The organism is Flavobacterium sp. UBA7663 (assembly GCF_002483315.1).
Taxonomy (GTDB): Bacteria; Bacteroidota; Bacteroidia; order Flavobacteriales; family Flavobacteriaceae; genus Flavobacterium.
Window position 1 is genome coordinate 175,724 of sequence record NZ_DLHR01000019.1, and the last position, 19,173, is coordinate 194,896.

Consider the following 19,173-nt stretch of genomic DNA (forward strand, 5'->3'; position numbering starts at 1 on the left):
ATCGCCCGGATTCGATATATCTTTAATTAATTTTTTAAAAAAATTAAAACAAAAAAAGAGCTACTATTTCTAGTAACTCTTTAGAGGCATCGCCCGGATTCGAACCGGGGTAGACGGTTTTGCAGACCGCTGCCTAGCCGCTCGGCCACGACGCCATTATTTGAACGGACTGCAAATTTACATTTTATTTCTTCGAAACCAAAAAAAATATTAAGTAAATATTAAGCGCTATTATTTATTTACGATACTCGTTTCTAATACCTTTGAAATGAAATCAATAGATAAAATAATGCGAAAATTACTTTTTTTACGTCCTGTTCTTAATTTTATAGCAATCGGATTATTCATTTTATCGGCAAACAGATTCATTTTATTCTTAATTTTTAATGAAAGAGTTGTTGAAACGCCAGATTATTTTCAATTATTTACCATCGGACTTCGTTTTGATCTTATTCTGCTTTGCTATTTAAGTTTTCTTCCTTTTGTTCTGATTACAGTTTTACCAAATACTATTTTAAATAGAATAAAGAAGTTCTTCAACTTTTATTTTCTTTTCTTCTTGTTTCTAATTCTATTAATGGAGTTAGCCACTTTAGATTTTATCAACCAATACGACACGCGTCCAAATCGTTTATTTTTAGATTATTTAATTTATCCAAAAGAAGTCGTTGGTACCCTTTTAAAAAGTTATTTACCATCTTTAATCATCACCACAATTTTATTAGGAATAGCATTGTTTTTTGCTTTCAAGTATGGAAAAAAAGTATTTTATCCCATCGAAAGTAAGTATAGTACCAAGTTGCTTTTATTTCCAGTAGTTGCGTTTTTATTATTTTTTGGAGCTCGTGGTAGTTTAACTTCAAAACGTCCAATCAACGGAAGTAACGCTATATTTTGTTCGGATCAAATGACGAACTCATTAGGTTTAAATTCCTTTTATACAGTAGCTTTTGCAGCGTATTCAATGAAGAATGAAGGTGATGTTAAGAAGTACGGTAGAATGGATGAATTAGAAGCCTATTCTCGTGTAAAAAAGTATATGGATGTTACCGAATTTATTCCAGGAGAAGTACCTTTTTTACATCTTCAAAAGCCAGATGTTTCGCAACCAAAATACAACGTTGTTATTCTTTTAGAAGAAAGTTTAGGTGCAGAATATGTTGGTAGTTTACACGGTTTAAAACTTACCCCAGAGTTTGATGAATTAACTAAAGAAGGTGTATTATTCACTAAATTATATTGTACAGGAACTCGAAGTGTAAGAGGAATTGAAGCTGTAACTTCTGGATTTTTACCAAATCCTTCCGAAAGTATCGTTAAGTTAAGTGGTTCTCAACAAGGTTTTTTTACGTTGGCAGATGCTTTCGGTCGTCAAAATTATGATACTAGTTTCATTTATGGTGGAATGGCAAATTTTGATAATATGGCGTCTTTTTTCAATGGAAATGGTTTCAAAAATATTATTGATGAAACCGATTTTGATTCAGATGGAAAAAAACATGCTATGAAAGGAACTTGGGGATATTCGGATGAAGATTTAGCAGTAAAAGCCAATGAATATTTTAAAAGTTTAGGAAATAAATCGTTCTTTTCTTTGTTATTTTCAACTTCAAATCATGAGCCTTTTGAGTTTCCTGATGGAAGAATTAAGCTTTTCGATAAAAAGAAAAATACCGTTAATAACGCCATGAAATATGCTGATTTTTCTATTGGTAAATTCTTTGAATTAGCTAAAAAAGAATCATATTATAAGAACACTATTTTTGTAGTTATTGCAGATCATAACACCAGAACTTACGGTAAAAATTTAGTTCCAGTTAATAAATTTCATATTCCTGCTTTAATCATTGCGCCAAATATTGAGAGAGGAATTACCTATGATAATTTGGCAAGTCAAATGGATATACCATCAACTATTTTAGCGTTATCTGGAATTACCACCAAATCACCAATGCCAGGAAGAAACTTACTAAAATTACCTAAAGGGACAAAAGGAAGAACCATTATGTTATTCCATGAAACCTATGCTTTTAGAGTAGAAGATGATATTGTTATCTTAAATCCAAACGCAAAACCATTACAGTTTAAAGTAAAAAGTGATACCGAATTAATTCCAGTTGCTTTAAATGAAGAATTAGCCAAAGACGCTTTAGCTCATATTGTAGCATCAAGTAATATGTACAAAAATAGAGTGTATAAAATTGACTAGAAAAACAAATGGAAGAGTTAATTTCTAAACTCTTCCATTTCAATTGTTACTGCTTCTACATCGCCACCAATAGGAGGATTCAATTTAGAAACCGCTAATTTTATTCTAGAAATTGACGGAATTTCCGCAAAACATCTAGTGATAATGCGCTGTGCAACATGTTCTAATAATTTAGAACGAATCGCCATTTCTTCCACTACAATTTTATTCAACAACACATAATCAACGGTATCAGCCAATTCATCTGTTTGAGAAGATTTACGCAAATCGGTTTTAATTTCTAAATCTACACTATAATCTGAGCCAATTTTTCCTTCTTCAATTAAGCATCCGTGATAGGAATACGTGCGAATATTTTGTAATTTAATAGTTCCCATAAATTTTTAGTTTCAAGTTTGAGGTTTTTTTGGTTTCAAGTTGTTTTCTTTATCCAAAGTTACATAAAACCTGAAACTTTTAAACTTGAAACTTGAAACATTTTCTATCTTTGCATAAAAGATAGAAAAACAATGTCAACAGAAGAAAAATCATTGAATTTTATAGAACAAATCATTGAAGAAGATTTAAAAAATGGTTTGTCAGCAGATAAATTACGTTTTCGTTTTCCACCAGAGCCAAATGGGTATTTGCACGTAGGTCATGCCAGTGCAATTTGCTTAAATTTTGGTTTAGGAATCGATTATAAAGCACCAGTAAATCTTCGTTTCGACGATACCAATCCATCTAAAGAAGAGCAAGAATATGTAGACGCAATTAAACGCGATGTAGAATGGCTTGGTTTTAAATGGGATAAAGAATGTTATGCTTCTGATTATTTCCAACAATTGTATGATTGGGCAGTGGAATTAATCAAAAAAGATAAAGCGTATGTAGACAGCCAAACTTCGGAAGAAATGGCGCAACAAAAAGGTACTCCTACGCAACCAGGAACCGATTCTCCTTATAGAAATCGTTCTATCGAAGAGAATTTAGACTTATTTACTCGTATGAAAAACGGAGAATTCGAAAAAGGAACTCACGTTTTACGTGCTAAAATTTCGATGGGCGCTAACAATATGTTGATGCGTGATCCTATTATTTACCGTATCATGCACGCGCATCATCACAGAACAGGAAATGATTGGTGTATTTATCCAATGTATGACTGGGCTCATGGTGAAAGTGATTATTTAGAGCAAATTTCGCATTCATTTTGTACGTTAGAATTCTTGCCTCACCGTGAATTATATGATTGGTTTTTGAATCAAATTTATGACCCAACAAAGGTGCGACCAAAACAAAGAGAATTTGCGCGTAGAAATTTATCACATACGGTTGTTTCTAAACGTAAATTATTGCAATTGGTTGAAGAAAAACATGTTACAGGTTGGGATGATCCGCGTATGAGTACGATTTCTGGAATGAGAAGACGTGGTTATACACCAAATTCTATTGTAAATTTTGCTAACACAATCGGAATTGCAAAACGTGATAATTTGATTGATGTTTCGCTTTTAGAATTTTGTGTTCGTGAAGATTTAAACAAAGTTGCACCTCGTGTAATGGCAGTTTTAGATCCAGTGAAATTAGTAATTACGAATTATCCTGAAGGTCAAGAAGAATGGTTAGAAGCTGAAAATAATCCGGAAGAAGAAGTAATGACCTACAGAAAAGTGCCTTTTTCTAAAGAATTATATATCGAAAGAGAAGATTTTCAAGAAGAAGCACACAAGAAATTTTTCCGATTAACTTTAGGAACTGAAGTGCGTTTAAAAAATGCGTATATCATTAAAGGTGAATCAGTTGTAAAAGATGAAAACGGAAATATTACTGAAATTCACGTTACTTACGACGTAGATTCTAAATCAGGAAGTGGAACAGAAGCAAGTCAAAGAAAAGTAAAAGGAACCATTCATTGGGTTTCAATTCCTCATGCAAAAGAAGCAGAAGTTCGTGTGTATGATAGATTATTTACCAATGAAAGTCCAGATAAAGACAAAGAAGTTGATTTTAAAGAATTTATCAATCCAAATTCGTTAAAAGTAATTACGGGTTATGTGGAACCAAGTTTAGTTACTTCAAAAGAATTAGATCATTTTCAATTTCAACGTTTAGGTTATTTTTGTGTAGACAGAGATTCAAAAGCTGAAAAATTAGTTTTCAACAAAACGGTTGGACTTAGAGATACTTGGGCAAAAATTTCTGAACAATAAAAAGTTTCAATTTTTGTCATGCTGATTTTAGTTCAGCATCTTAATCATATTTTAAACGTGTCAGATTTTGAAAACCTGACACGTTTTTGTTTTATATAGAAATCTTAATGAAAAATTAAAAAATCATCATTAAAAATCATTATTGGTTAAATCTATCAAAAAATAATTTTTAATAATTAAAAACTTAAAAAAGTGACTTTCATAAATGAATTTTAAGAAAAAATCTTTTTTGAGTAAAGTGTTTTTACATCTTGATTTGTAAAAGTAGCTAAAATCGCTTTATTTCAATTTTTACCTCTTTTTTCCTTGATTTTTGAATTTTAACTTCGATAAATTATTTTTTCATTATTAACTTATCGTGAAAGATAAAAAAGTTATTAATGCAAAATTTCAAGTTGACTTAATTTTGATTCAAAAATAAATTACGCTTCATCTTTTGTTGTACGAACAAGATTGATTCCCGAAATAAAAAATACAAGACCTAAAATTCCATAAGTTGCAAGCATTTTAATATTTTGTGAAGTTCCGCCAGTATTTACAAATAGGTAAGCAGCATAGATAAGTCCAACAATTCCAAGTATAGTAAGTACGGCACCAAAAATTCTTTTGAGATTCATATGATATTATTTATTGATTTTTGAATTATTTAAACTTGTATGCTGGTAAGTTTACTTAAAAGCCCAAAAGCCTTTAGCACCCAAATAACAACAACAATTAAAACAATAATGTTGACTATTTTTTTGATCTTACCATCCATTGGAATGTAATTGTTTACTAACCAAAGCAGGAAACCAACGATTACAAGGACGATTAAAATATTGATTAATGGCATAATTTTTTTTGATTAGTTTAATAGCTACAAAGGTTAATTAATTATTAATCAATTAATTACATAATTACATTAAAATCTTATATATTTCACACCTATTCAATTATACGTAATCACGTAAATAAAAAAACCACCAATTAAAAATTGATGGTTTTCATTTTTGTCATACTGAATTTAGTCAGTATCTAAATTTCAATTATACTTCTTCAGATTCTCCTTCTGTTCCAAATTCGTCTTTTTGATGTTTCTTACCCACTTTTTTGATGTTTCCTTTTTTCATCATTTCACCCACTTGGTTTGATGCACTAAATGAAGCTACCATATTGTTTAACATATCACTTCCGGCTTGAGGTGAATTTGGTAATAAAATTAAATTACTATTTGCATCTGCACCAATAGCTTGTAAAGTATCGTAATGTTGCGTTACAACAATTAAAGCTGATGCTTCTTGAGAATTAATTCCCACTTTGTTCAACACATCTACTGATTCTACTAAACCACGAGCAATTTCTCTTCTTTGGTCAGCAATACCTTGACCTTGAAGTCTTTTACTTTCTGCTTCAGCTTTTGCTTTGGCAACAATTCTGATTCGTCCAGCTTCTGCTTCGTATTCTGCTGCTGTTTTTTCACGGTCAGCTGCGTTAATACGGTTCATCGCATTTTTAACTTGAATATCTGGATCAATATCAGTGATTAACGTATTGATGATGTCATATCCATAAGTAGTCATCGCTTCGTTTAACTCACGTTTTACCGCAACTGCAATATCATCTTTTCTTTCGAAAACGTCGTCTAGTTTTAATTTTGGAACTTCAGCACGCACAACGTCAAATACATAAGAAGTAATTTGATCGTGAGGATATTCTAATTTATAAAACGCTTCGTATGCTTTTTCTTGTAATACTTTAAACTGAACCGAAACTTTCATTTTAACGAATACGTTATCTTTAGTTTTGGTTTCGATGATAACATCTAATTGTTGAATTCTTAAATTTACTTTTCCTGCAATTCTATCCACAATTGGAATTTTTAAATGTAATCCCGAATTACGAATACTGTGAAATTTTCCAAAACGTTCCACAACCGCAACAATTTGTTGTTTTACGGTAAAAAAAGAAGAAAAAAGAACAATTAATCCAACGAAAATAATTGGAAACATAATAAACTCCATAATGTTTAGTTTTTAGATTTATAGTTATACGCTTTTTAAAGTAAAAAGTTACAAAAACAAATTTATAAACCCTATTTTTGCCCCCTAAATTTATATAAATGAAGAAATTAGTTTTTATTTTTCTAATAATTTCGAGTGTTGCAATGGCGCAACGTGGACACAAAGACAGTAACCGAATAGGAATTGGTGCGGGTTTAACCCAATTAAATATTTATACCGATAATTTTACCGTAACTCCAGAAAGTGGATGGATTGGCGGTTTAAGTGTTAGAGGAAACTATTATAACAACTGGCAAATGAGTTTTGGTATGTTTTTTACCGATAGTAATTTCTCTATACCAACATTAAAAGGATTGCAACAAACGCAAACGAATTTTAAAATGTCGGCGGTTCAAATTTATATTGTACCAAGTTATGTGGCAATTGAAGACCATTTGAATTTAGAATTTGGTCCGGTTTTACAAATAAATGGTAAATTAGGAATTGATAAAGATGACGAAAACAATTTATTGTTAGACCAACCCGGTTTAATTGCCAAAGACATTGTAGATGTTTCAAAAATTAACGCTAATTTCTACGTAGGAATCAACGGCGGAATTAAAAATTTAAGAGCAAGAATTGGTTATCAATATGGTTTAACGAATTTCTTCGGCAACTTAAAAAACAACGATAACGTAAAGTTACTTGGCGAAAAAATGAAAGGAAATATTGGTTTGATTAGTGGTCAGATTACAATATATCTTTAACAAAAAACCCTCTGAATTTCAGAGGGTTTTCTTTTATAAACTAGCAATTGCTTTTTCTATTCTTTTTACCGTTTCGGCTTTTCCTATCATTTCGATAATGTCGAATAAATGTGGGCCTTTTAATGCGCCTACTAAACTCAATCGTAATGGTTGCATTACTTTACCCATTCCAATTTCGTTTGCTGTCATCCATTCTTTTAATAAGGTTTCGATGTTAACGGATGTAAAATCTTCAATTTTTTCTAATTCCGAAATCACTTGTTGCATTAAACCTGGTGTTTCTTCTTTCCAGTTTTTAGCTGCTTTTTCGTCGTAAGTTGTTGGAGCTTCAAAGAAATAATCGGCTAAATCCCAAAACTCATTCACAAAATGCGCTCTTTCTTTAATTAAAGAAATCACTTTTGTTAAATCAAAAGAAGTTGTTATACCTTTTTTATCTAATATTTTTTTAAAGCTTTCTGCTAAACTTTCATCTGATTGCTTTTGCAAATACTGATGATTGAACCATTTGTTTTTCTCAGGGTCAAACTTCGCTCCTGCTTTGTGAATTCGGTTTAAATCAAATTTTTCAACCAATTCTTCTAATGAGAAAATCTCTTGTTCGGTTCCATCATTCCAACCCAATAACGCTAAAAAGTTAATTACCGCTTCTGGGAAAAATCCGTTTTCTCTGTAACCTGATGAAGTTCCTTCTTCTGTTTTCCATTCCAAAGGAAATACTGGGAATCCCATTTTATCACCATCACGTTTTGATAATTTTCCGTTTCCAATTGGTTTTAAAATCAAAGGTAAATGAGCAAATTCTGGGGCATTCCAACCAAATGCTTTGTATAATAAAACGTGTAATGGCATCGATGGCAACCATTCTTCACCACGAATTACATGCGAAGTTTCCATTAAATGGTCATCCACAATATTCGCTAAATGATATGTTGGCATTCCATCTGATTTGAACAAAACTTTATCGTCTAATAAATTCGTATCAAATTTAATATCGCCACGAATGATGTCTTTTAATTCTAAAATTTCATTCACAGGTGTTTTAAAACGGATGACATAGTGTTCTCCATTTGCAATTCGTTCTTCAACTTTTTCACGTGAAACCGTCAACGAGTTATCCAATTGCTCTCTAACTGAATGATTATAAATAAATGTATTTCCATTTGCTTCAGCTTCTTTTCGCATCACATCTAAACTCTCAGCCGTATCAAAAGCATAATACGCCCAACCTGAATTAATCAATTGATCCGCATATTGTTGATACATCGCTTTGCGTTCGCTTTGACGATAAGGTCCAAATTTTTCATTCTTTCCTACAGTTTCTTCCGGCGCAATTCCTAACCATTCTAAAGCTTCAAAAATATAAGCTTCTGCTCCTGGAACAAAACGCGTTTGATCGGTATCTTCAATACGTAAATAGAAAGTACCACCATGTTTTTTGGCAAATAAATAATTGAATAAAGCGGTACGAACACCACCAATATGCAAAGGTCCTGTTGGACTTGGTGCAAATCTTACTCTTACTGACATTTCATTAAATTTTGTGCAAAGATACAATTACAAATTAGAAGTAAGAATTTAGTATTTAGAAATTCTCATGGTTATTAACAATCCTATTCTACAAATGTTAAGTTTCACTAAAAACCTATTGACTAATCACGCAAGATGTTGTATTTTTATCGGTTATAAACAGTATATCAACAATTTTGGAAGCAAAAGGCATCATTTTCGATAAACTCGAAGGGTTTATTAAAAAGTTTTACACCAACGAACTGATAAAAGGGGTTATTCTTTTCATCGGATTAGGCTTGTTGTATTTTATTTTTACCTTATTGATCGAATACTTTTTGTGGTTATCCACATCCGGAAGAACCATTTTGTTCTGGTTGTTTGTTGGTGTTGAATCGTTTTTATTGTTTCGATTCATTGCTTTTCCGCTGTTTAAATTATTTAAATTACAACAAGGAATCAATTACGAACAAGCCTCCCGAATCATTGGAAATCACTTTTCAGAAGTACAAGATAAATTGTTGAACTTTCTACAATTAGCGAATCAAAACCAAAATTCTGAATTATTAGCAGCGTCTATCGAGCAAAAAGCAGCTTCTTTGCAACCCATTCCGTTTTCAAACGCGGTGAACTTTGCTAAAAATAAAAAGTTTTTACCTTATGCAATTCTTCCTATTTTATTATTGATTCTGTTTTTCGTGACTGGAAATTCTGCTGTGATTTCCAATAGTTTTGATCGTGTTGTGCACTTTCAAACTAAATATGCTCCTCCTGCACCATTTGAATTTGTAGTATTGAATAAATCATTAACAGCACAACAGAATTCCGATTTTGTGTTACAAGTAAAAACTCTGGGAAAAGTGATGCCTGAAAATATTGCCATTCAAATTGGTGATGAAGAATATTTTTTACAAAGTACAAAACCTGGTGTTTTCGAATATACATTTTCTAAACTGTCAAAAGATGTTAGTTTTTCACTTCAAGCAAATGGTTTGAATTCGAAAGAATATCAAATTAATGTGGTTGATGTTCCAACGATTGCCAATTTTGAAATGTTGTTGCAATATCCTTCTTATTTAGGTATAAAATCTGAAGTTATTCAAGGAACCGGAAATGCAGTCGTTCCAGAAGGTACGGTTGTGAATTGGAGAATTAACGCTTTAGCGACCGATAAAGTGAGTTTCAAATCGAATAATCTAGTTAGTGTTTTTGCTAATAAAGAAAACAACTTTTCGTTTTCAAGAAGAATTACCGATAATTTAAGTTACGAAGTAATTACATCGAATAGAAATATCAACGAGTTTGAAAAATTGTCTTATCAAATTGCAACAATTAAAGATCAATACCCAACAATTTCAGTTCAAATTGCTCCTGATTCATTAAAGTTAAAATCGAAAATGATGATTGGTCAAGTTGCCGATGATCATGGTTTATCAAAATTGCAAGTTGTTTTTTATCCAAAAGGAAACCCTTCTGCAACTCGAAAAGCGAATTTAGCCATTAATAAACAAGCGGTGGATCAATTTATTTATTCGTTTCCTAATGGTTTATCCATTGAAGAAGGTGTTAATTACGAATATTATTTTGAAGTATTTGATAATGATGTAGTTAACAATTATAAAAGCACAAAATCATCTGTTTTTCTTCATTATGAATTGACTGAAGACCAAAAGGAAGACAAACAGTTGCAAGAGCAGAATGAAAACATCAATAGTTTAGAAAAATCACTTCAAAATCAAGAGAAGCAAATTTCAGAATTGGATAAACTGCAAAAAATGAATAAAGAGAAATCCAATTTAGATTTCAAAGATCAAAAGAAAGTGGAAGACTTTATCAATCGTCAAAAACAACAAGATGAAATGATGAAAGAATTCACTAAAAAGTTAACTGAGAATTTGGAAGAATTCAATCCAAAATCACAAGATAAAAACAAAGAAGAATTATTACGTCGTTTAGAAGAAGCCGAAAAGCAAGCAGATAAAAATGAAAAACTTCTTAAAGAATTAGAAGAGCTTTCTAAGAAATTAGAGAAAGATAAATTATTTGACAAAGCGGATAAGTTAAAACAAAATGCAAAAAATCAACAACAGAATTTAGAACAGTTAGTCGAATTGACGAAACGTTTTTACGTAGAACAAAAAGCGGAACAAATCGCAGATAAATTAGACAAGCTTGCTGAGAAGGAAGAAAAATTAGCTGATGATGCTAAAGATAATAACAAGGAAAATCAAGACGCTATCAATAAAGAGTTTGACGTTATTAAGAAAGAACTTGAAGAATTAGACAAAGAAAATAAAGAATTAAAAGCTCCAATGGATATTCCTAATGATAAGAATGAACAAGAGGATGTCAAAAAAGATATGCAGAAAGCTTCTGAGGAATTACAAAAACAAAACCAACAGAAAGCAAAACCGAAGCAAAAATCTGCAGCTGCAAAGATGAAACAGATGAGTCAGAAAATGACTCAATCTATGCAATCAGGTGACATGGAACAAATGCAAGAAGATGCTAAATTGTTACGTCAAATACTTGATAATTTATTAGCTTTTTCATTCGACGAGGAGAGTTTAATTAAGACTACAAATTCTTCTCAAGTACGTTCTTTGCAATTGAATAAAGTCTTAAAAAAGCAACAAGATTTGAAGCTTCAATTCAAACACGTAGATGATAGTTTGTTCGCAGTAGCCTTACGTAATCCAAAAATTACTGAAACGATTCTTAATGAAGTAGGAGAAATTCATTATAATTTAGATAAGACTTTAGAAACTTTAGCGGACAATAATATTGCAAAAGGCGCTTCACATCAACAATATGTTTTAACATCAGCGAACCGTTTAGCTGATTATTTGAGTAATGTGCAAAGCGAAATGAACATGGAAATGCAAGGCCAAGGTTCTGGGAAAGGAAAACCAAAACCGGGACAAGGCAAAGGTGGAATGCAACTTCCAGATATCATCAAGCAACAAGAAGGCCTTGGTGAGAAAATGAAAGATGGAATGAAACCTGGAGATAAGCCTGGCGACAAACCCGGAGATAAGCCAGGAGAAAAACCCGGTCTAGGAAAACAAAAGGGACAATCTGGTGAGAATGGTGAGAATGGCGAAAACGGTTCTGAAGGAAACGCAGGTAAAGTATTAGAAATTTTAAAAGAACAGCAACAGCTCCGTGATGCACTACAAAAAGCTTTAGAAAAAGAAGATATGACAGGTCAAGGTCAGAAAGCTTTGAACCAAATGAAGGATATCGAGAAACAACTAATTAATAAAGGTTTTAAAAACGAGACCTTGCAAAAGATGTTGAATTTAAAACACGAACTTTTAAAATTAGAAAAGGCGATTCAGCAACAAGGTGAAGACACCAAGCGTCAGTCAAAAACAAATGATAAGAGCTATAATGGTAGCGCTACTCCACTTTCAAAGGAATTAAAAGAATATCTGAATAGTGTTGAAATATTAAACAGACAAAGCTTACCTTTGCAGTCCAATTTTAACCAGAAGGTTCAAAACTATTTTAAAAGCAATGATTAGTTTTAATTACGTAACAGATTTCGAACTCGAAAACGAAGCGCAATATGAAGATTGGATTTCTCGCATTATCGAATCCGAAGGATTTGATGAAGGTGAAATCAATTATATCTTTTGTGATGACGAATACCTGCATAAAATCAATGTAGAATATTTAGATCACGATACTTTAACTGATATTATTAGTTTTGATTACACGGTAGGAAATTTAATACAAGGCGATATTTTTGTTTCTGTTGAGCGAGTTCAAGATAATGCAAGCGATTTCAATGTTTCTTTTGAAGAAGAATTAAAGCGTGTTTTATCTCATGGTGTTTTACATTATTGTGGTTACAAAGATAAATCTCCAAAAGACGAAGCTTTAATGCGTTCGAAAGAAGAAGAAAAAATGCAAATGTTTCACGTGGAACATTAAGCTTATAAGCTAGAATTTTTTTAAATGTTTCACGTGGAACATAATATTTATAAAAGATGTTTTTAAATCAATATGATGTAATTGTTGTGGGTGCTGGTCACGCTGGTTGTGAAGCTGCTGCTGCTGCTGCCAACATGGGGTGCTCTACACTTTTGGTGACAATGAATCTTCAAAACATTGCGCAAATGTCATGCAACCCTGCTATGGGGGGAATTGCAAAAGGACAAATTGTACGTGAGATTGATGCCTTGGGAGGATACTCTGGAATTGTTTCTGACAAGACCGCGATCCAATTCAAGATGTTGAATAAATCAAAAGGACCTGCGATGTGGTCGCCAAGAGTGCAATCGGACAGAATGCGTTTTTCGGATGAATGGAGAACCATGTTGGAGAATACTCCGAACTTAGATTTCTACCAAGAAATGGTGGCTGGGATTTTAGCAGAGAACGGAAAGATTGTAGGGGTGAAAACTTCTCTTGGAGTGGAAATCAAAGCAAAGTCAGTTGTGTTGACAAACGGAACTTTTTTGAATGGTTTGATTCATATTGGTGACAAACAATTTGGCGGTGGTCGTGCAGGAGAAAGTGCTTCTTTTGGAATCACAGAAGATTTAGTGAAATTAGGTTTCGAATCAGGAAGAATGAAAACCGGAACACCTCCAAGAGTTGATGGTCGTTCTTTGGATTTTTCTAAAATGACAGAACAACCTGGTGATGAAGTCCCAGAAAAATTCTCGTATTCTAATTTGACCGCTCCATTAAAAACACAACGTTCTTGTTGGATGTCGTATACTTCATTAGAAGTGCATGATATTTTACGTGAAGGTTTTGATAGAAGTCCAATGTTCAACGGAAGAATTAAAAGTTTAGGTCCAAGATATTGTCCTTCGATTGAAGACAAGATTAATCGTTTTGCAGATAAAGAAAGACATCAGCTTTTTGTAGAACCCGAAGGTTGGACAACTTGTGAATATTACATCAACGGATTCTCAACTTCGTTACCAGAAGATGTTCAGTTTAAAGCATTGCGTTCAGTCGCTGGTTTTGAGAATGTGAAATTTTTCCGTCCAGGTTATGCTATCGAATACGATTACTTCCCTCCTACGCAATTGCAACACACTTTAGAAACTAAATTAGTAAAAGGTTTGTATTTTGCAGGACAAATTAATGGAACAACAGGTTACGAAGAAGCAGCCTCTCAAGGTTTGATGGCGGGAATTAATGCAGCATTAAAAGTTCAGAATAGAGAACCATTTATTTTAAAAAGAGACGAAGCGTATATCGGAGTTCTAATTGACGACTTAATTACGAAAGGAACAGAAGAACCCTATCGTATGTTTACTTCTCGTGCCGAATACAGAACATTGCTTCGTCAAGATAATGCGGATTTTAGATTAACACCAAAAGCATTTGAAATAGGTTTAGCGAAAGAAGACCGTTTGATTCGTATGGAACAAAAATTCTCACAATCGGATGCAATGGTGAATTTCTTTAGAGAAACAAGTTTAAAACCAGAAGAAGCAAATCCAATATTAGAAGCTAAAGGTTCTGCACCAATGAGTCAACCTGACAAAATGTTTAAAGTGTTTTCTCGTCCACAATTAGATTTGGAAGATTTTAGAAAATTTAAAAAAGTGGCTGCTTATATCGAAGAACACGATTTGGATCAAGAAGTTGTTGAGCAAGCCGAAATTCAAGTAAAGTATTCGGGTTATATTGAAAAGGAAAAAAACAATGCTGATAAATTAACACGTTTAGAAGATATGGTTATTCCAGATAATTTCAATTTTGATAAAATCCAATCGATTTCAATTGAAGCCAAACAAAAATTAAATAAAATTCGACCAAGAACTATTGCACAAGCATCACGTATTAGCGGAGTTTCGCCAAGTGATATTTCAGTGTTGCTGATATACATGGGTAGATAGTCTCGGTTTTCAGTCGCAGTGTTCAGTTTTTATTTAACTGCGACTGAACACCGCGACTGCCAACTGAATATGTTTCACGTGAAACAACGCTGTCAACCCTATTAAAATAAGCCTTTCGCATAAAAACAAAATAAATGAATTTTTTAGAAGATAAAAGTTTTATTACCGTTAAAGATTTTTCAGTTTCTGGAGAATCTTTTTCCTTGTTATTAAATGAAGAATATCAAATCTTAAAAACGCATCCGCAACCTACTTTAGATAAATTAGGTTCGTATTACGAATTCGAAGATTACATTTCTCACACCGACGGAAAACGTACACTATTTGAAAAAATGTATCATTTCATCAAAAGAAAAGCAATTCGCGATAAAGTTAGTTTGATTAATTCTTATCAACCTGTAAAAGGAAGAATTTTAGACATTGGAGCCGGAACTGGAGATTTTCTTTTGGAATGTAAAAATCAGAATTGGGATATTTTAGGAATTGAACCAAATGATAAAGCAAAAGGAATAGCTTTAGGAAAAGGAATTAAATTTGGTGACACGATTGAAAAGTTAGAAAGTAATTCATTTGATGTGATTACCATGTGGCATGTTTTAGAACATGTTCCCGATGTCGAACATCAAGTTGCTGAATTGAAACGTTTATTGAAACCTTCAGGAACAATTATTATTGCGGTTCCAAATTTCAAATCGTACGATGCAAATCATTACAAAGAGTTTTGGGCCGCTTATGATGTGCCAAGACATTTGTGGCATTTTTCAAAAACAGCTATCGAAAAATTATTCGATAAACAAAACATGAATTTGGAAGATGTTAAACCAATGTGGTTTGATAGTTTTTATGTGTCACTTTTATCAGAAAAATATAAATCAGGAAAAATGAATTTCATTTCAGGATTTTTTATTGGTTTGATCTCAAATGTGTCTGGATTCTTTAAAAAGGAGTTTTCATCGCATATTTATGTACTAAAAAACAAGTAAAAATCATTTTAAAGCGATTTTAGACAGTTTTTTATCTATTTCGATAATATTTATTGTCTTTTTTTAAAAGATTTGACTTGGCCGATTTGTGAAAGTTGTTTTTAATAGCTTGAATCTATCAAATTTTAAAATTGAAATAAGAAATGCTTATAGTTGAAAAATAAATAAAAAAGCAACATATTTGCTACTTACCAACTTATTATTACTTTTACGAAAAATTATTAATTACCAATATACAACCATGAAAAAATTAGTATTGATTTTAGGTGTTGCATTAAGCATTTTAGCATGTAACAAAACAGAAACAAGTTCAAAAGATTTTAAAACTGCATATATAGATACTGCTGAATTAATTGAGAAATACGAAAAATTCAAGGATGAAGACGCAAAATTCAATGTTAAATCTGAAGAATTAGGTCGTCCATTAGAAGCTAAAGTTCGTGCTTTTCAAGCTGAAGCACAAAGTTTCCGTCAAAATGCACAAGCTAAAGGACCTCAATGGGCACAACAAAAAGGTGCAGAATTACAACAAAGAGAGCAACAATTAGGAATTGAGCAAAATGCTTTAATTCAACAATTACAGCAAGAAGGTGCTGTTTTGAAAGACACTTTAATTAGTGAAGTTAAAAAATTCATTAAAGATTACGGAAAGAAAAAAGGATATGATTATATCTACGGAACAGGTGATGCAGCAACAGTTCTTTACGCAAAAGATGGTTATGATATCACAAAAGAAGTTTTAAAAGAGCTTAACGAGACTTATAAAGCTAATAAGAAAGATGACAAAGTAGCCACTAAGGAAGAAGAAAAAAAATAATTGAAAGTCCCGAGTAATCGGGACTTTTTTATTTCTATTCGTTTCTATATATTTGTGTTATAAAATTTTACGCCAAATGGAACCATTATCAGCCGCCGCCACTTACACACTCCGATTTATTAATCAAACCAATAAATCCATCTTCCTTACCGGAAAAGCTGGAACTGGAAAAACCACACTTTTAAAAGAAATTATCGCCACAACACACAAAAACACTGTCGTTGTAGCACCTACCGGAATTGCCGCTTTGAATGCAAATGGCGTTACTATTCACTCGATGTTTCAATTGCCTTTTGCTGCCTTTATTCCTGACAATAAGCAACTTCCACATTTTTCAGATACTGTAAAATTCGAAAATCGCGATTCTTTGGGTCGCCATTTCAAAATGAATAACGTGAAACGTTCCGTAATTCGAAATATGGAATTGTTGATTATTGACGAAGTATCTATGTTACGTGCCGATGTGCTTGACGCTATGGATTTTATGATGCGAAAAGTGCGCAGAAACGAAAGGCCTTTTGGTGGTGTTCAAGTGTTTTTTATAGGAGATTTATTACAATTACCACCAGTAGTAAAAAATGAAGAATGGGAAATGCTAAAGAATTATTATCGTGGTATGTTCTTTTTTCATTCGCACATTATTCAACAATATCCGCCTTTATACATTGAATTAGATAAAATTTTTCGTCAAACCGACGCCGAATTTATTGATGTTTTGAACAATTTACGACACAATAAAATCACTTCAGAAGATGTCAAAATTCTGAATCAATTCGTACAACCCAATTTTGATCTGAAGAAAAATAAAGGTTTTATCATTTTAACCACGCATAATTCCAAAGCAGATACAATAAATGCAAAATCTTTAGAAGATTTAGAAGGAAAGCAATTCACCTATTTACCAGAAATCACAGCTGATTTTCCAGAAAAAATTTATCCGTTAGAAGAAAAATTGCAACTTAAAGTCGGAGCGCAAGTCATGTTTATTAAAAACGATTTGAATTTCGAAAAACAATTCTTCAACGGAAAAATGGGTGTCATCAGTTCGTTAACCGAAAAAGAAATCTTCGTTCATTTTCCAGAGGAAAACAAAACCATTGAAGTAGAACGTTACGAATGGCAAAACATTCGTTACAAAATCAACGAAAATACCAAAGAAATCGAAGAAGAAGTTATCGGAACTTTTGTCCACTACCCTATTAAATTGGCTTGGGCAATAACCGTTCATAAAAGTCAAGGTTTAACATTCGACAAAGCAGCGCTCGATGTATCGCAAGTTTTTGCGCCCGGACAAGCGTATGTGGCTTTATCGCGTTTGCGTTCGTTAAAAGGGCTTATTTTACTGTCTCCGTTGCGAATGAATGGCATTTCAAGCGATGAAGAAGTGCTTAATTATGCCGAAAACAAAGCTTCTGAAGAAATTTTACAACATTCGTTAGCTAAAGAAACGTTGTTTTTTTGGTTAAATACGTTGCTTAATTCATTTGATTTCAAAGAATTAGGTCAAGAATGGCGCAATCATTTGTTCAGTTATAATTCTGAAGCACCAAAATCGCCAAAAACCAAGCACAACGATTGGGCAAAAATCCAACACGATAAAATCGCCGAAATTTTAGAACCTTCCGGAAAATTTATGTCGCAATTACATAAAATTTTTTCCGATGAAAATCTGGATGTCAATTTCGTAAAAGAACGATGTGATGCGGCTTATCAATATTTTTTCAAAACGTTAGATGCTGTCGCAGAAGAATTGTTGTTGAAAATTGAAGAAGTAAAACGCATCAAAAAAGTAAAAGCGTTTTATGACGAATTATTGGTGTTAGAAGAACTCCAAATCAAAGCGATTTTACAACTCAAAAAAGCGAAATTATTAACGAATATCATTGTTGAAGGAAAAGAAATTTCGAAGAAAAATTTAATTTCTGAAGACATGAGTACTTATAAAATCAATAAGTTAGTGATTGTAGCAGAACGCTTTAGAACTTCGCACGCAGCTTTAGTAGAAGACGATGAAGACGTTTCGTATTACACCGATTCGAAAAAGAAAAAAACAAAAGAACCTAAGAAATCTACCATCGAAGACACGTTAGAATTGTGGAAACAAAACTTATCCATATACGAAATTGCGAAACAGCGAAAACTCACACCACAAACCATCTACAACCATTTTACCAAGTTGATTCAAATGGAAATCGTACAACTTTCCGACATTTTACCAGAAGATAAAATTTCGGATTTAAAAGCCGCTTTCAAAGATTTTAAAGGTGAAAGTTTGGGCGAATTAAAAGAAATCCACGGCGATAAATTTTCTTGGGATGAATTGCGATTGTATAAAGCGAGTTTGGGTTAAAACAATTATCCGTTACGTTTGTCATGCTGCCAAGCATCCCATACAAAGTTTAAACCCATTCATTTCACGTTGAGTTTGTCATGCTGTCAAGCATCTCTCACAAAACACTTTAAAAGCCAAAATCATGATCGAATTCACAGAAGGAATCTACAACTTTTACGTTTACATTCTAACAAACAAAGCCAAAACAGTTCTTTACACAGGTGTTACGAATAACTTAAGAAGAAGATTAGAAGAACACAACGAAAAACTAAATCCAAACAGTTTTAGTGCAAAATGCAACCTTAATTATTTGATTTATTACGAAAAATACGGCTGGATTCAACAAGCTATTGCACGAGAAAAAGAAATTAAATTACTTAGAAGAGATTTGAAATTGGAGTTAATAAAAGAATTCAATCCAAACATGGAATTTTTGAATAATCATTTTTCATAAGAAACAAAAGAGATGCTTGACAGCATGACAAACGTTGTGTTGATGTTTTTGCGATTATTTTAAC

At 32.5% G+C, this 19,173-nt stretch carries 15 protein-coding genes and 1 tRNA gene; 10 read left to right on the forward strand and 6 right to left on the reverse strand.

All coding sequences use genetic code 11. From position 1 onward, the window contains the following. Positions 1-84: 84 nt before the first annotated feature. A tRNA-Cys gene (locus B2741_RS08150) sits at positions 85-155 on the reverse strand. Positions 156-268: 113 nt separating this feature from the next. Between B2741_RS08150 and B2741_RS08155 the strand changes: the two genes are divergently transcribed. Further along, positions 269-2,209 carry an LTA synthase family protein gene (locus B2741_RS08155; protein WP_291137437.1) on the forward strand — a complete coding sequence of 647 codons (1,941 nt, stop codon included), beginning with the start codon at positions 269-271 and terminating at the stop codon, positions 2,207-2,209. A gap of 17 nt (positions 2,210-2,226) precedes the next feature. Here B2741_RS08155 and folB read toward each other — a convergent pair whose 3' ends face one another. Continuing rightward, positions 2,227-2,586 (reverse strand): dihydroneopterin aldolase, encoded by a 360-nt coding sequence (gene folB, locus B2741_RS08160; RefSeq protein WP_291137440.1) that lies wholly within the window; start codon positions 2,584-2,586, stop codon positions 2,227-2,229. Between the two features lie 132 nt (positions 2,587-2,718). Here folB and B2741_RS08165 point away from each other — a divergent pair, with 132 nt between their 5' ends. Continuing rightward, positions 2,719-4,401: a glutamine--tRNA ligase/YqeY domain fusion protein gene (locus B2741_RS08165; RefSeq protein ID WP_291137443.1), complete on the forward strand. Its 1,683-nt coding sequence runs from the start codon at positions 2,719-2,721 to the stop codon at positions 4,399-4,401. Positions 4,402-4,823: 422 nt separating this feature from the next. Here the strand turns inward: B2741_RS08165 and B2741_RS08170 are convergent, their stop codons facing one another. The 3 genes from B2741_RS08170 to B2741_RS08175 all read right to left on the reverse strand — a co-directional run bounded on the left by B2741_RS08170 (position 4,824) and on the right by B2741_RS08175 (position 6,401). Further along, positions 4,824-5,018, reverse strand: coding sequence for a hypothetical protein (locus tag B2741_RS08170; protein ID WP_291137446.1), 195 nt, complete (start codon positions 5,016-5,018; stop codon positions 4,824-4,826). 29 nt (positions 5,019-5,047) lie between these two features. After that, a complete protein-coding gene (locus B2741_RS13060) occupies positions 5,048-5,233 on the reverse strand; it encodes a Thivi_2564 family membrane protein (RefSeq protein WP_341681808.1) in 186 nt (61 codons plus the stop codon). A gap of 193 nt (positions 5,234-5,426) precedes the next feature. Further along, positions 5,427-6,401 carry an SPFH domain-containing protein gene (locus B2741_RS08175; protein ID WP_291137449.1) on the reverse strand — a complete coding sequence of 325 codons (975 nt, stop codon included), beginning with the start codon at positions 6,399-6,401 and terminating at the stop codon, positions 5,427-5,429. A gap of 98 nt (positions 6,402-6,499) precedes the next feature. Here B2741_RS08175 and B2741_RS08180 point away from each other — a divergent pair, with 98 nt between their 5' ends. Continuing rightward, the gene (locus B2741_RS08180) at positions 6,500-7,147 is read left to right on the forward strand and encodes a PorT family protein (protein ID WP_291137453.1); all 648 of its coding nucleotides are present in this window, start codon (positions 6,500-6,502) and stop codon (positions 7,145-7,147) included. Positions 7,148-7,180: 33 nt separating this feature from the next. On the opposite strand, the gene gltX is transcribed toward B2741_RS08180, so the two are convergent. Beyond that, on the reverse strand, positions 7,181-8,677 hold the full coding sequence (gltX, locus tag B2741_RS08185; RefSeq protein ID WP_291137457.1) for a glutamate--tRNA ligase: 1,497 nt from the start codon (positions 8,675-8,677) through the stop codon (positions 7,181-7,183). 176 nt (positions 8,678-8,853) lie between these two features. Here gltX and B2741_RS08190 point away from each other — a divergent pair, with 176 nt between their 5' ends. The 7 genes from B2741_RS08190 to B2741_RS08220 all read left to right on the forward strand — a co-directional run bounded on the left by B2741_RS08190 (position 8,854) and on the right by B2741_RS08220 (position 19,109). Next, complete coding sequence (locus tag B2741_RS08190) at positions 8,854-12,183, forward strand: DUF4175 family protein (RefSeq protein WP_291137460.1); 3,330 nt, start codon at positions 8,854-8,856, stop codon at positions 12,181-12,183. Continuing rightward, a complete protein-coding gene (ybeY, locus tag B2741_RS08195; RefSeq protein WP_291137462.1) occupies positions 12,176-12,595 on the forward strand; it encodes an rRNA maturation RNase YbeY in 420 nt (139 codons plus the stop codon). The genes B2741_RS08190 and ybeY overlap by 8 nt, the downstream gene beginning before the upstream one ends. Before the next feature lie 56 nt (positions 12,596-12,651). Continuing rightward, a complete protein-coding gene (gene mnmG / locus B2741_RS08200; RefSeq protein WP_291137465.1) occupies positions 12,652-14,523 on the forward strand; it encodes a tRNA uridine-5-carboxymethylaminomethyl(34) synthesis enzyme MnmG in 1,872 nt (623 codons plus the stop codon). A gap of 134 nt (positions 14,524-14,657) precedes the next feature. Next, a complete protein-coding gene (locus B2741_RS08205) occupies positions 14,658-15,506 on the forward strand; it encodes a class I SAM-dependent methyltransferase (RefSeq protein WP_291137468.1) in 849 nt (282 codons plus the stop codon). A gap of 241 nt (positions 15,507-15,747) precedes the next feature. Further along, positions 15,748-16,323: an OmpH family outer membrane protein gene (locus B2741_RS08210; protein WP_291137471.1), complete on the forward strand. Its 576-nt coding sequence runs from the start codon at positions 15,748-15,750 to the stop codon at positions 16,321-16,323. A gap of 76 nt (positions 16,324-16,399) precedes the next feature. Next, positions 16,400-18,673, forward strand: coding sequence for a helix-turn-helix domain-containing protein (locus B2741_RS08215; RefSeq protein WP_291137474.1), 2,274 nt, complete (start codon positions 16,400-16,402; stop codon positions 18,671-18,673). Between the two features lie 124 nt (positions 18,674-18,797). Beyond that, entirely contained in the window at positions 18,798-19,109 is a 312-nt protein-coding gene (locus B2741_RS08220) for a GIY-YIG nuclease family protein (RefSeq protein ID WP_291137477.1), read from the forward strand. The last annotated feature ends 64 nt before the right edge of the window (positions 19,110-19,173 follow it).